This is a genomic window from Selenomonas sp. AB3002, from assembly GCF_000702545.1.
In the GTDB taxonomy this organism is placed as follows: Bacteria; Bacillota; Negativicutes; order Selenomonadales; family Selenomonadaceae; genus Selenomonas_B; species Selenomonas_B ruminantium_A.
On record NZ_JNIO01000002.1, the window covers coordinates 172,507 to 186,670 of the forward strand.

General features: G+C 50.9%; 13 protein-coding genes. 3 read left to right on the top strand and 10 right to left on the bottom strand.

The genetic code is table 11. From position 1 onward, the window contains the following. The first annotated feature begins 53 nt into the window (after positions 1-53). Positions 54-962: a polysaccharide deacetylase family protein gene (locus P159_RS0101105; RefSeq protein WP_051650029.1), complete on the top strand. Its 909-nt coding sequence runs from the start codon at positions 54-56 to the stop codon at positions 960-962. Between the two features lie 112 nt (positions 963-1,074). Here the strand turns inward: P159_RS0101105 and P159_RS0101110 are convergent, their stop codons facing one another. From P159_RS0101110 to P159_RS20850, 8 genes are all read right to left on the bottom strand, one after another. Further along, the gene (locus P159_RS0101110; protein ID WP_029540630.1) at positions 1,075-1,293 is read right to left on the bottom strand and encodes a cation transporter; all 219 of its coding nucleotides are present in this window, start codon (positions 1,291-1,293) and stop codon (positions 1,075-1,077) included. A 98-nt stretch (positions 1,294-1,391) separates the two neighbouring features. Further along, entirely contained in the window at positions 1,392-3,326 is a 1,935-nt protein-coding gene (locus P159_RS0101115) for a heavy metal translocating P-type ATPase (RefSeq protein WP_029540631.1), read from the bottom strand. A gap of 146 nt (positions 3,327-3,472) precedes the next feature. Continuing rightward, on the bottom strand, positions 3,473-6,037 hold the full coding sequence (locus P159_RS0101120) for a heavy metal translocating P-type ATPase (RefSeq protein WP_029540632.1): 2,565 nt from the start codon (positions 6,035-6,037) through the stop codon (positions 3,473-3,475). A gap of 7 nt (positions 6,038-6,044) precedes the next feature. Beyond that, a complete protein-coding gene (locus P159_RS0101125) occupies positions 6,045-6,368 on the bottom strand; it encodes a metal-sensing transcriptional repressor (RefSeq protein ID WP_029540633.1) in 324 nt (107 codons plus the stop codon). A 135-nt stretch (positions 6,369-6,503) separates the two neighbouring features. Then, complete coding sequence (locus tag P159_RS0101130) at positions 6,504-6,872, bottom strand: arsenate reductase family protein (RefSeq protein WP_185753567.1); 369 nt, start codon at positions 6,870-6,872, stop codon at positions 6,504-6,506. Positions 6,873-6,904: 32 nt separating this feature from the next. After that, on the bottom strand, positions 6,905-8,311 hold the full coding sequence (locus P159_RS18990; RefSeq protein ID WP_318253474.1) for a GGDEF domain-containing protein: 1,407 nt from the start codon (positions 8,309-8,311) through the stop codon (positions 6,905-6,907). Positions 8,312-8,316: 5 nt separating this feature from the next. Further along, positions 8,317-8,772 carry a methylated-DNA--[protein]-cysteine S-methyltransferase gene (locus P159_RS0101140; protein WP_318253475.1) on the bottom strand — a complete coding sequence of 152 codons (456 nt, stop codon included), beginning with the start codon at positions 8,770-8,772 and terminating at the stop codon, positions 8,317-8,319. Positions 8,773-9,081: 309 nt separating this feature from the next. After that, a complete protein-coding gene (locus tag P159_RS20850) occupies positions 9,082-10,485 on the bottom strand; it encodes a hypothetical protein (RefSeq protein ID WP_221174041.1) in 1,404 nt (467 codons plus the stop codon). Between the two features lie 235 nt (positions 10,486-10,720). On the opposite strand from P159_RS20850, the gene P159_RS0101150 reads away from it, so the two are divergent. Both P159_RS0101150 and P159_RS18195 read left to right on the top strand, forming a co-directional pair. Next, a complete protein-coding gene (locus P159_RS0101150) occupies positions 10,721-11,059 on the top strand; it encodes a transposase (RefSeq protein ID WP_029540641.1) in 339 nt (112 codons plus the stop codon). Beyond that, positions 10,977-11,870 carry an IS3 family transposase gene (locus tag P159_RS18195; RefSeq protein ID WP_185753568.1) on the top strand — a complete coding sequence of 298 codons (894 nt, stop codon included), beginning with the start codon at positions 10,977-10,979 and terminating at the stop codon, positions 11,868-11,870. Before P159_RS0101150 ends, P159_RS18195 begins: the two co-directional genes overlap by 83 nt. Here the strand turns inward: P159_RS18195 and P159_RS0101160 are convergent. Both P159_RS0101160 and P159_RS0101165 read right to left on the bottom strand, forming a co-directional pair. Then, positions 11,846-12,982: a DEAD/DEAH box helicase family protein gene (locus P159_RS0101160; RefSeq protein WP_029540645.1), complete on the bottom strand. Its 1,137-nt coding sequence runs from the start codon at positions 12,980-12,982 to the stop codon at positions 11,846-11,848. The genes P159_RS18195 and P159_RS0101160 overlap by 25 nt on opposite strands. Before the next feature lie 12 nt (positions 12,983-12,994). Beyond that, positions 12,995-14,134: a site-specific DNA-methyltransferase gene (locus tag P159_RS0101165; RefSeq protein ID WP_080705864.1), complete on the bottom strand. Its 1,140-nt coding sequence runs from the start codon at positions 14,132-14,134 to the stop codon at positions 12,995-12,997. Positions 14,135-14,164: the final 30 nt, after the last annotated feature.

The following is a 14,164-nucleotide window of genomic DNA, read 5'->3' on the forward strand; positions in this document are numbered from 1 at the left end:
CAAGGTACAATAAGACAGGATTGACTATACATACAAGAGGAAGGGATTATTTCATGGAACTCAAACATCTTCGGACCAACGGCGCGGCTCTGTGCCTTGCCTGCCTGCTTCTTTCCGGCTGTGGCGCCCAGGACACAAACACCAGCAGCCAGGCAGCTGATCCTGCCTCCAGCGCAGCAGCCCAGACGGAAACTCCGGCAGCAGCACCTGCAGAGGAAAAGAAGGCTTATGTGGTGGTTGCCGATGACCTCAGCAACCTGTCGCTGGACAATGCCGAAACGCCGGTCTATGACCGCTATACACTGGCCCAGCGCAGGGAGAAGGGCCTGACTACAGCCCTGCCTGCCATCACGCCTTACAAGCAGGGCAAAGTTGCCTACCTGACCTTCGATGACGGCCCCGATGAGAAAAACACGGCAGCGGTACTGGACATCCTGAAGCAGGAAGGGGTCAAGGCTACCTTCTATGTGACTGGCAGGAATGTCAGGAACTTTCCCGACACCGCCAGGCGCATCTTCGAGGAAGGGCATGCCCTGGGCAACCACAGCTATGACCACGACTACAACCGCCTCTACGCTTCTGTAGGCAACTATATCGAAGAAATGGAACAGGCAGATGAGGCCATCTATGAACTCCTGGGGGTACGCCCCCTGATCACCCGCGCTCCCAGCGGCCGCATGGGCAATTTCACCAAGGCCTATGAAGATGCTATCGCTGCCAATGGCTATGTGGAACACGACTGGAATGTCAGCTCCGCCGACACCGCCCCCGGGAACCCCACTGCCCAGGATTTCATCGACAACATTTCCGGTCAGGCTGTCACGGACTGCGTCATCATCCTCATGCACAGCTCCGGCGGCCATGAGGAAACCGTCAAGGCTGTGCCTGAGATCATCCGCATCCTGCGTGAAAGGGGCTACACCTTCGGCGTAGTGACGCCCATGACGCCCCAGCCCTGGTAACTCCTCGGCGCTCCCCATATACATAAAATAAGCACAAACAAGCAGGGCTGCTGCATAAGTGAAACTCTCACTCATGCAGCAGCCCATTTTCGCAAGTATGCCCTTGCCAGCTTCAGATATACACTTCGCAGTCGTCTTCCACGCGCTTGCAGTTGCTGCGGACATTTTCCATGACAGCCTGAACGTCCTGGCCCTCTTCAAATTCCACCTTCATCTTCAGTCCCATGAAATTGACCGTTGCATCTTTGACACCTGGCGTCTTCTTAGCAGCCTCCTCCATCAGATTCGCGCAGGCGGCACAGTCAACCTCGATTTTGTAAACCTTCTTCATACAGGCACATCCTTTCTATATATGAATGTTTATTCATTAGATAATCTAAGTATTGCTCCTCTTGCAGGGCAAACAATTTTCCCTGCTTATGAAATCCTTCAGGCTGCAGCCACATCTGAAAGGCTGCGGCTGTTTTCATTTGCCTGCAGGACAGACTTGGGGACAAACATGGCCCGCACAGCGTTCAGAACAGCCAGGACCATGACCCCCACATCGGCGAAGATAGCCGCCCACATATTGGCAAAGCCTATAGCCCCCAGCATCAGCACCAGCACCTTGACCCCGATGGAGAACCAGATATTCTGCCTGACAATCCGCAGGGTCTTGCGGGCAATGCGCTGGGCAACGGAAATCTTGAGAGGATCGTCATCCATCAGCACCACATCGGCGGCTTCAATGGCCGCATCGGAGCCCAGAGCCCCCATGGCTATGCCCACATCGGCACGGGCAAGCACCGGGGCATCGTTGATGCCATCCCCTACAAAGGCCAGCTTGCCGGTCTTTTTCTGCTGCAACAGCTCTTCCACCCTGGCTACCTTGTCCTGGGGCAGCAGCTGGCTGTATACCTCATCCAGCTGCAGATCCGCCGCCACCTTGTCAGCTGACTTGCAATTATCACCAGTGAGCATGACCGTCTTTTTGATGCCATTGCGCTTGAGAGCGCGGATAGCCTCATGGGCATGTTCCTTCACCACATCGGCAATGATGATATGGCCGGCGTATTCGCCCTCTACCGCCACATGGATCATGGTGCCAGCTTCATCGCATTCATGCCACCTGGCACCAAGGGATTCCATCATCCTGGCATTGCCCACGCAGACGGTCTTGCCGTTGACCCGGGCACGGATGCCCTGACCGGCGATTTCCTCCACCTCTTCCACCTGGCAGCCATCAGCCTCATGGCCAAAGGCATTGCGCAGAGATTCGGCAATGGGGTGAGTAGAATAGCGCTCCACATGAGCAGCCAGGTGCAGCAGCTCCTCCCGGTTCAATTTGTCCGTATGAATGGCATTGACCTGGAAAACTCCTTTGGTCAGGGTACCAGTCTTGTCAAAGACCACCGTATCCACCTCTGCCAGGGTTTCCAGATAATTGGAGCCCTTTACCAGCACTCCCTGACGGCTGGCGCCGCCAAGGCCGGCAAAGAAGCTGAGGGGAATGCTGACCACCAGGGCACAGGGACAACTGATAACCAGGAAGGTAAGGGCGCGGTAAATCCAGGTACCCCACTCGGGAGCCAGCCCCATGCCCCAAAGACGTACCAGGGGCGGCAAAAAGGCCAGCGCCAGAGCAGCATATACCACGATGGGGGTATAAACCCGGGCAAACTTGCTGATGAAGTCCTCCGATTTGGACTTCCTGGAACTGGCGTCTTCCACCATCTCCAAAATCCTGGAGGCCGTTGACTCGTCAAATTCCTTGGTGGTCCTGATTTTCAGCAAGCCATTGATATTGACGCAGCCGCTGAGGACCTCATCTCCTGCCCCGGCTTCCCGGGGCAGGGCTTCACCGGTCAGGGCTACCGTATTCAGGCTGGAAGTGCCCTCCACCACCACACCGTCCAGGGGAATCTTTTCGCCGGGCTTGACCACAATGATGCTGCCAATCTCCACCTCATAGGGATCCACCTGCTCAAGGGAGCCATCTGCCTGCTGCAGATTCGCATAGTCCGGACGGATATCCATCAGCTCGCTGATATCCCGGCGGCTGCGGCCCACGGCATAGGCCTGGAACCACTCACCCACCTGATAGAACAGCATGACGGCAATGGCTTCAGTATAATCCCCGTCCTCATAAACAGCCAGAGCCATGGCGCCCAGGGTGGCAATGGCCATGAGCAGGCTTTCATCAAAAGCCCGCCGGTTCCTGAGGCCCTTGCCAGCCTTGTACAGGATATCATAACCAATGATGAAATAAGGCACCAAGTAGGCCAGGAAGCGGGGAAGCCCCGCCAGCGGCGCATAGGCCAGGGCAATCATCAGGACAGCAGCCACGATAATCCGCACAAGATTTTTCTTCTGCTTCTGATTCATAGACATTCCTCCCCAGGCTAAACATTATTATATATGAACAATTATTCATTCGTTGAATGTATTATACCACTTCCTGACCCTGAGAACAATAACCAGCAAAAAAATAGCCCGTCTGGAATAAAAATAAACCAGACGGACCATTTCACTTAGTCCACCAATTCGTAGCCTGCCTCGGTGATGACCTGGGCGAACTCCTCCCGGGCAATCTCCCGTTCAGCTGTCACCTTGGCCGTACCGGCTTCCAGGTTCACCTCCACAGCGGTAACTCCCGCCATCCCGGCCAGCGCATCATTTACATGCTTCTGACAATGGGCGCACATCATGCCTTCAATCTTAAGTTCCTTTTCCATAGTCTTTTCCTCTTCCTTTCTGTCATTTGCTGTTTCTTCAATTTTATCCTGATGAACTGCCGTCACTGCTGCCCCCTGCTCCGGCTTGAAATACCGCAGCCTCAGCGCGTTCATGACCACGCAGACACTGGACATGCTCATGGCTGCCGCCCCAATCATGGGGGAAAGCTTGATGCCAAAGGCAGGATACAGAAGCCCTGCAGCCAGTGGAATGCCGATGATATTGTAGATGAAAGCCCAAAACAAGTTTTCCTTGATATTGCGAATCACTGCCTGGGACAGCCTGATGGCACTCACTGCATCCAGCAGATTGCTGCGCATCAGTACCGCATCGGCACTCTCCATGGCCACATCCGTGCCGGCGCCAATGGCAATACCCAAGTCAGCCCGGGCCAGGGCCGGCGCATCATTGATGCCATCGCCAATCATGGCCACCTTATGACCCTCTGCCTGCAGCTTTGCAATATGCTGCTCCTTGTGGGCCGGCAGTACCCCGGCAATGAATTTCCTGAGGCCCAGCCGCTGGCTGACAGCTTTCGCTGTGCGTTCATTATCGCCGGTGAGCATGATGACCTCCAGCCCCATAGCCGTGAATTTGCGGATAGCCTCGATGCTGGAAGCCTTTTCCCTGTCCGCCACCGCCATGAGGCCCACCAGTTCTCCCCCACAGGCAAAGAACAGCAGGGACTTGCCCTCATCTGCCAACTTTGTCACCAGTCGGCTATGAGGCGAAATATCTATGCCCTGCTCAGCCATGAAGTCTTCGTTGCCAGCCAGGCAGGGCTTGCCCTGCACCTGCCCTTTCAGACCCCGTCCAATGACGGCCTGGAAGTCCTGCACTGCTGCCGGGGAAATCTTCTTGCTCCCGGCATAGGCCAGCACGGCTTCAGCCAGCGGGTGCTCGCTTTTCTGTTCCAGGCCTGCCGCCAGAGCCAAAAATTCCGTCTCCTCCATGGCGAAGACTGCCACATCTGTCACAGCAGGCTTGCCCTCAGTGATGGTGCCGGTCTTATCCATGACCACCGTATCCACGGCCCGGGCAATTTCCAAAGCTTCCCCGGACTTGATCAGTATGCCGTTTTCCGCCCCCTTGCCCGTGCCCACCATGATGGCCACAGGCGTTGCCAGTCCCAGCGCACAGGGACAAGAGATGACCAGAATGGATATAGCGATGGAAAAGGCAAATTCCACGCTCTCTCCCAGTGCCAGCCACGCGCCCCCTGCCGCCAGGGCAATGAGAATCACCACTGGCACGAACACCCCGGCAATGCGGTCAGCCAGCCTGGCCATGGGAGCCTTGCTGGCGCTGGCTTCATCCACCAGCCGGATGATCTGGCTGATGGTGGTATCGCTGCCCACCTTCTGGGCACGGAAATGTATCGCCCCCGCCTTGTTCAGCGTGGCAGAGGTCACCATATCCCCGGCCTGCTTGAAGACTGGCAGGCTTTCACCGGTCAGGGCCGACTCGTCCACGCTGGTCTGACCCTCAAGCACCACGCCATCGGCGGGTATCCTCTCCCCTGGCCGCACGATAATCTCGTCCCCTGCCACCAGCTCCTCAACGGGCAGCAGGACTTCCCTGCCCCCTCGCAACACAGCAGCCTGCTTCGGAGCCAGTTCCATTAGCCTGGCCAGGGCAGCACCTGTTTTGCCCTTGGCCCTGGCCTCAAGATACTTGCCCACGGTAATCAGCGTGACAATCATGCCCGCCGACTCAAAGTAGAGATTGCGGCTGTATTCCGTCACCAGGGCCCAGTCCCCATGCCCCAGCCCCCATCCTATGCGGAACAGAGCGAAGGCACCAAAAACGGCTGCCGCCATGGAACCCATAGCCACCAGGCTGTCCATATTGGGAGCCCCCTGAAGTAGGTTCCTGAAACCATTGATATAGTATTTGCGATTTAGGTACATGATGGGCAGCAGCAGCAGGAATTGGGCCAAGGAAAAGGTCAGGGCATTCTCTGCGCCGTCAAACAGCTCCCGCACCAGCGCCGGCACCGGCAGTCCCAGCCAGGCCAACAGCATCTGATGCATGGCAATATACATGATGGGAAAGAGAAACAGCACCGACCAAAGCAGACGCTTTTTCATGTCTGCCGCTTCTTTTTCCAGCGGCGCCGCCTCTTCCTTTTGGGAAACAGACTCCTGCCCCTTCAGGCTGGCGCCGTAACCGGCCTTTTCCACTGCGGCAATGATTGTCCCTGCGTCCAATTTCCCTTCATCATAAGACAGCTGCATGGAGTTGGTCAGCAGGTTCACGCTCACCCCCTCTGTGCCCTCCAGTTTCGCCACAGCCTTTTCCACCCGTGCCGAACAGGCTGAACAGGTCATGCCGGTTATGGTGAATCGTTCTTTTTTCATCAGCCCCTCACCTCATCATCTTGCCCAGCAGCATCACCAGTTCATCCACCACCGCCTCGTCGCCATCACGGATATCGTGGACCACGCAGCTCTTGATATGCTGGGACAGCAGTTCCTTGTTGAAAGCCCCCAGGGCCGCTTGTATGGCGCTGACCTGGGTCATGATATCCACGCAATAGCGATCCTCTTCCACCATGCGGCGGATGCCCCGCACCTGTCCTTCAATGCGGTTGAGACGGGAGATCAGCCCTTTGTATTCCCCGCCCTCCTTGTCACGATACTTGTGCCTTACCTCGGCACAGCCACAGCATCCTTCATGCGCTTGCTCCATAACAGCCTCCCTGATAGTGTCCAAAATATACCCCTTATAGGTATATAGATTATACCCATGAGGGGTATATGTCAAGCACTTGCTTCCAACAGAAAAGCCCTCACCCGCAGGTGAGGGACAATCATATAACGGTTTTCACTCAAACACTTCCAGCCACTCTTTTTCCTTGAAGCCCACCAGGACTTTGGCATTCCGCCCCTTTCCCACCAGGATAGGCCGCTTCACCAGCATGCCGTCCGTAGAGAGCAAGGCAAACTGCTCATCCTCGCTCATCTCTGGCAGCTTGTCCTTCAGCCCCAGTTCTTTGTACTTGACACCACTGGTGTTGAAGAAACGCTTCAGGGGCAGGCCGCTTTTCTTATGCCACTGGCGCAGTTCCTTCTCCGTAGGGTTATCCTCCTTGATATCCCTCACCTTCACCTCTATCCCCTTATCCTTCAGCCACTGCTCCGCCTTCTTACAGGTGGTGCAGCGGGGATAGCAGACAAAAAGCAGTTCACTCATACTAACGCACTCCTCTCAAATAGCTTATGTGCCTAATCAGTACGTTCAGCCCTCATCTCTACTTTCCTTTTATACATGGCGCCATCTGCACGGCGGAATACATCTTCTACATTGGAATCCGTATTTTTATTAAAATAAGCAACTCCTACGGCAGCAGAAGGTGCTTCCCAAGGCTTGACGTCTTCCCTGGCAGAACGCCTGCTTAAGTTTTCCTCAAAATTTGAAAGCAGCTTATCTGCATTTGCCAGGTCCGTTTTCTGAAGGATAACTACAAATTCATCGCCGCCTATCCTGTAGACAGGAGAATGGACAAATACATCGCATACAACACCGCAGAAATTCTTGATAAGCATATCTCCATACTCATGACCATAGGTATCATTTATCTTCTTCAATAGATTAAGGTCCATCATGATGATGCCAAAATCATCCATGCTGCCGCTGGCTATCTTTTCATTGATGTCTTCCACTCTCTCATTATATGCAAATTTATTTTTCACACCAGTAAGAGAATCTGTATTTGCCAGGTATTTCATATGAGCTGTCTCTTTTTCAGCAGAAATGAGCTGGAGCATGTAGTTCTTGATATTTACTGTCATCTGACCGATGGTATTGCTTAAAGACTCCACCTCATTCTTTATATCAAGATTTGGTTTCTCAAAATCAAGCTGATCGGGGGAACTTACGCACCTGCTCTGCTCAATGTATCTGATGGCGCTTTTTTCCAGCAATTCGATAGGATCTGTGATATTCCTCGAAGTCCAGACAAGAAATACATAAATGAATACAGCGCCGATAACAATGATTATCAAAAGGACATTAAGGGTCTTATACAGGATATCGCGGTACATCTGTGTCAGGTCTATATCGACTCCTAAAATCGCATAGGGAGCTCCCAGGGAATCACGCAGAGCATATAAACCGCAATAGGAATGCCCCCAATAGCTTCTGCTCTCCATGAATACTATGTCTTTGGCGCTCATAGCCTTATGATATTCGTCTACTTCTTCCTTGGTATATTCATCCTCTGTTATATCGCCGAGATACAGGTTTCCCTCTGTATTTTCATAGCGGTCATAATTATTTTCTGCACTCATGATGATCAGCACATGATTCCCGCCATCTTCCTTCAAGGGCTTGATGATGTAAAGGTACTGCGGATTGAAATCCTCCTTGACATCATCCATGAAAGCCAGCAATTCCTTGTATTTCTCGCTTTCTGCTTTCGTGTCGGCGCAATGTTTCAAGTCATCATTATCAATATGGCCAATTACATAAGTAATTATATTTCTTATATGGACTTCGCTCTGTTCAAAAAAGAACTCTCTGTAGCTGAAATATATACTGACACCAAGGCATAGGCACAATACCAATACAAAAGAAATACACCCGATTTTGACACTTCTCTTTAAGGGTCTTTGGATTCTTTCATTTGCCATAATATTCACCATTTCACCCAATCTGTGACACCAGAGGAAATCCCCTTCTCCGTCACCCTATGCCCCTCCAGCCTCAGCAAAGCAATCTTATTCATCATGCCGCCGCCATATCCTGTCAGCGTGCCCTTGGCGCCGATTACTCTGTGACAGGGAATGATCAGGCAGATGGGGTTCCAGCCCACGGCACCGCCTACAGCCTGGGCTGACATCCTGGGCTTGTCCAGCCGGCGGGCCGCCTCCTGAGCTATTTCCCCATAGGTTGTCACCCTTCCATAGGGAATATTCGCCACGATGTTCAGCACCACCTGCCTGAAAGGTGTAGCATTTTTTTCCTGATAAGGAGGCACAAAACCAGGCTCCCTGCCTCCAAAATATATATCCAGCCAGCGGCAGGTCTCTGCAAAAACAGGCAGACGCTGTTCCTTGCCTTTACTCCCCTGCCACTCATCATCTTGGCTCACAAAGTTCAAATCCGTAAGATATGTCCCATCACTGCCAAGTAGCAGATTGGAAAAGCCTTCAGGAGTATGGTAGAAATATTTATACGTAAAAATCCCTCCAAACAATCGCTAAGGCTTTATTCTCGACTGCTCCATTTGATTCCTGCCTGAGCAGCACATTGTTTCTAACTAATGTTCCTCATACCAAAATAAGAGGCCAGCCTATAATTGGCCAGCCTCCCCAGAACACCTTGCCTACTACGGGTTATACGGTGTTTTTTTAATTCTCTTCATTAACCTAAGATGTTGCACCACTAGCTTTTATCAAACTCACATACCCAAAAGCTCATTGACCTGTCTGCCAATATCCCGTCCCTGTGCATCCTTGAGGGTGGCCATCAGGAACAGGCACTTTCCCTGGCTGGCTTCTGCCCATACATGGCCAACCATATCTTTTTCCTTGGAATCATCCGCTGTCACCAAATGACCGCCTTTGACCTCGATAGCCGCTACCCGGCCATCTGTCAGCTTGACCACAAAATCCGGATAAAAGTTATCTTGGTGGGTTGGCAGCCAAAAAGAGTTAAGAGTATCACGTGGAATGTTCCTGACCCATGTTTCCACCATTGGATGTGCGTCAATATATTGGGCACATATCACTTCATCCTTTGAATCCATATCCCCTATGGAAGCATAGAAATGCTTTTGGAATTTCACCTTGCCACGGTAAAAACTCTTAGCAGGATAATGTCCCGGCCTAAAAGCCATTTGCACCTCCGGCGTCACTCTAGCTGCCTCACCTTCAAACAGAGTTTCCTGTACTCCCTGCTTGTAAGCCTCCTTGCGATTGATTTCTATCTGCTCCTTGAGTATTTTTGCCAGAACAAAACGAAAGCGCACCAAGTCTGCCATGGGCACTTTCTTGACCTGCACCTGATAGTCAACAGCCTTACGCAGATAGTTTACCAAGTCGCCAAAGTCTAAGTCTAAAGCTGTTATCCGTCTGGACAGCCAGATAACCAACTTCTTTTCATCCCAATCTGTAATGCGCTCCAGTCCCAAGGGTCCTTCCTCTGAGCTGGAAAACTGTTCTGTAATCTTGCCGTCCAAAATATCAAATTCATAAACATGGCGACTTTCATCCACCACAAAGGCGGGCAACTCCGCGGAAAAACTTGATAGTGACCAGCCATCTGCCAGGCAGGCCTCCCGATCCGCCAGTTCTGCCCCATCCCCAAAATCAAGACAAAGCTGGGGGATGGCAAAGGTTACACCCTTGTCTACCATCCCTTTAGGCGGGATGTAAACATTTGTCCTTGATACAGCATACAAGGCTTCCTGTTGGTCATGAGGATTTTTGAAACACTCCGTCACCTGTTCCTGCAAATCACGCAGATTATCCTTATCTGCTTCCTTGATGGTGACTTTGTACTTGCCTGTCTGCTCCTCCTTCACAACTTCGGTTAAAAGATTAAGTGCCATATTGCCAGAGAAATCCGGGGCTTCTGTTGTATAGAATTCCAACGTGGCATTCTGCACATATTCCTTTTTTTCATCCTCCAGCAAAGAAATCTGCGAGTTTGGCTGTACCGCCTCCTCTGTTTCTTCACGCTCGAACCCCATGTCTATAAGATTGTCTTTAAAGCTGCCCACGGCACTCATCCAACTGTCCACCGCCACATGGGCATAAGCCCGATTCAAGGCGTCATGCTGGCGCCGTTTGGCATAGGGCATCCTAAGCACGCGTCCAAGAAGCTGCTCAGCATCTTTGCTGGAGTGGACCTTCGCCACACTGCAGAATACATAGGCAAAGGAGCAATCCCAGCCTTCTTTCAAGGCTTGCACAGTAATGACGTAACGCACAGGGCAGGAAGGATCGAACTATAATGGGCCCATGAATTCAGACCAGTACTGAAAATTTTAAGAGTGCATGATATAGTATAGGTAACGAAAATTGGAGGTTGCCATTATGCCAAGAAAAAAGTACACTGCTGAATTCAAGACCAAGATTGTTTTGTCAATTCTTCAAGGCGACAAGGAATTCAATGTCATCTGCTCTGAAAACGGCCTGAATCCAAACATGGTCAGAAAATGGAAGCAAGAATTCTTGCAGAATGCCTATCTCGCCTTTGGCGCAGACTCTGAGCGTAAGGCCGTTCAGAGGAAGGAGGACGACCTGAAGAAAAAGAATGACCAAATGCTAAAGACCATTGGTCAGCTTACGCTTGAACGCGACTTTCTTCAGGACTGCTTTCGCCAGGCTGGGGAGACCATCCCACGAATCCCGGAATATGATCCGAAAGGGTAATGGTCTTTCCATACGCCGTCAGTGCGAGCTGCTGGGACTAAACCGCTCAAGCCTATATTACACGCCCACTGAACCAGATAAAGCTGCTGTCAAGCTTGATGAAGCCTTAATGGCACGTATCGACTACTGGCATACCAGGTGTCCTTATCTCGGCTCTCGTAAGATTGTTGCCAAACTGCAGGAAGAAGGTTTTTCAGCCTGTCGCAAGACAGTACGGCGACTTATGCTGAAGATGGGCATCTATGCCGTTTACCCTAAACCTAATCTGTCCAAGCGCAATTTCAAGGAGTCTATCGTGCCTTATCTGTTACGCAATTATAATGTGTCTTTCCCCAACCAGGTGTGGTCCATTGACATCACCTATATTCCGATGCCACATGGACACATGTATCTGACTGCAATAATTGATTGGTATAGCCGGCGGCTGGTCGGCCATTATCTTTCAGATAGTCTGGAAGCAGAATCTGTCATTTATGCCGTAAAGGAAACCGTTAAGGCATGTGGCGTTCCAGCCATCATCAATTCAGACCAGGGCAGCCAGTTTACCAGTGATGACTACAAAGACCTGCTTCGTAGCCTTAACATCCGTCAAAGCATGGATGGCAGGAGCCGCTGGGCTGACAACATCATGATTGAACGCTGGTTTCGCAGCCTCAAAACGGAGCAGCTCTATCCTAACGAATACCGTACGCCAAGAGAGCTTCGCCGCCTGATCAACCAATACGTGGATGATTACAACAATATACGTCCCCACGAGGCTTTAGGCTACAAGGTTCCTAACGAATTCTATTTTGGCTGCTTCGCTGCGTAGGATACTCTGTTCACTGACACTCTTAAAATTTCAGGATGTGGTCTTGACAAGGGGCCCATTATAAACAAATTTACCTTGTCGAGCTCCCTCTGCTCCCCCGTAGCCACTGCTACCTGTTCTGCCGGAATACCATGCTCCTTAATAAGATAATTCCTAACGACTTCAACCGTTACCTCTTTATCTTTGTTTTCCGCCTGTATTAGCATAATAGGCCGCAGATACTGGGGCTCATTTTCCGCAAGTTTTTCCAAACCATTACGCCGTTCAATACCACTGTCAATAGCGCCCTGCCAGCTTTGAGCTTCCTCAAGCATCACTGGCAACTTTATCATATCCTCAGCCTTTAGTTCCGAAGCAGTAACCTTATAGAGCACATTACTGTTATCTGCCGGAGTAGCTGTCAATTCTACAATGGCCGAAGGGCGAAGCCTCCTCAGCACTTCTTCTGATAGCTTGCTGGCATGATTGTGTGCCTCATCAATGATGATAAGAGGCCGCATAAAGCTAAGCAGGTTAGCAAAGGAATGAAACATCTCCCCTGCCTCGTCCTTGTCAAAATAGTCCTGTGAAGGAATATCGCGGAAGCAGGCATCTAATGCCTCGTTAGTCTGGTAAACTTTACGTCCATCCTTGGACTTTACCCGAAAAGCTGCAAAAGTAGCTATGAAAACATTTGTCTTATCCCGCAAGTCCTGAGGCCGCAAGTGAGTAAAATCAGTAATGTCATAAACCCGCACATTGCCGCCAAACCTTTCATCCAGCACTCGACGGTTCTCTTTATGGGTACTTTGCAATACCTCCAAAGTTTGCTTGCGGATAATATCTGTAGGCACCAGCCATATTACCAGAGGATAATCCTGTTCCAAGTATTCCTCTGCCGCTACGCCAATGGCATAGGACCCCAAGAGAGTCTTGCCTCCCCCAGTGGGCAAGCGCAGGCAAATATAGGGGACATCTTCCAGCCCTTTGATACTCTTGTACTTTGCCCCATAACCTTGGGCATCCTGCTCTTTTGCAAAGGCCCGTGCAATTTTTCCATCCAGCCTTGCCGAGCCGAGAAAGGCCGCCAACTTTTTTAAGGCCGCTTCCTGATAGTTCTTTAACTGCAACATGGCGCCGCCTCCTTAATAGACCTTGATTTCTGTGGGGATATGCTTGAATGTAATCTGAAGCTGCTGCATCTTTGCTGCCCCAAAGAGAGTTCGCTCACCATAAATGACCTTGGGCCCATCATAAGGAGGCAGTATAGACATCACTTTCCTTGACAGCACATTGCCACTCTGGGGCTTTTTATCTCCCAAAATACCGTTATAAAGCAAATAGTATGCAGTACCATTATGAACGCCCAAAAGAGGGCTCTTGCCATCACCACTGTAAGGTCGCTTTGTTTCTGTAAACCAGATATGCGCCGCCAATTCAAGGAAGTTTATATCAGGGCGAATAATCTCGTACTCGTCAAATAAAGTCTCCCCCAACCGATAAAAACGGAATCCACCGCCTCCCTGCCAATTCACAGCCTTAGAAATACCGCCCAGCTCACCGTCCACTACCTTCTGCAAGCGTGGCACACAATGGGTAATGGCATGGTCCCCCATTTCAATGCCAATGTAACGGCGGTTCATCTTATGAGCTACGGCAGCAGTGGTGCCAGAGCCAAGAAAGGAATCAAGAACTAAATCACCTTCGTTAGTAGCTATTTGCAATATACGCTGAAGTAGTCTTTCCGGCTTAGGGGTTTCGAAAGTATTATCTTTACCGAACAGGGCGATAATCTCTTTTTGGGCTTCATCTGTATGACCAGCCTCATCATGAGGCCACCAAGTGTTAGGCACTATCGGAGGAGCATCCTTCAAATATGACTTTACAGAAGGCATTCCATCACCATTCTTGCCAAAGTACGCTCGTCCTTCTCTGACAATATCAAGCCATTGATCTTCAGTCCTACTCCAGCAACGCCCAGTAGGTGGCATTTTTACATTTCCCTTTAAGTTTATAATGGGGTAAGTCAAATTCGGCCTTATATTGGGAGCATCCCAGGGAATTGCCCTCCACGGTCCATTAGGATCTTTATCTGGATTTTTATATTGCTTGGACTGTGCTTCTGTCCTTGGCAACCTATTCCTAGCTTTCTTCCATACATCTGGATTTACCGCATAAACATAAATATAATTGTGCGACAAGGATACAACCGCATCATTTGAACGTGAGTATCTGCTTTGCCAAGTGGCCTTCCCCCATGCGCTTAGACACCTAAAATGAAAGATTCCTAACGCATCCTCAAAATTGCTTTATTT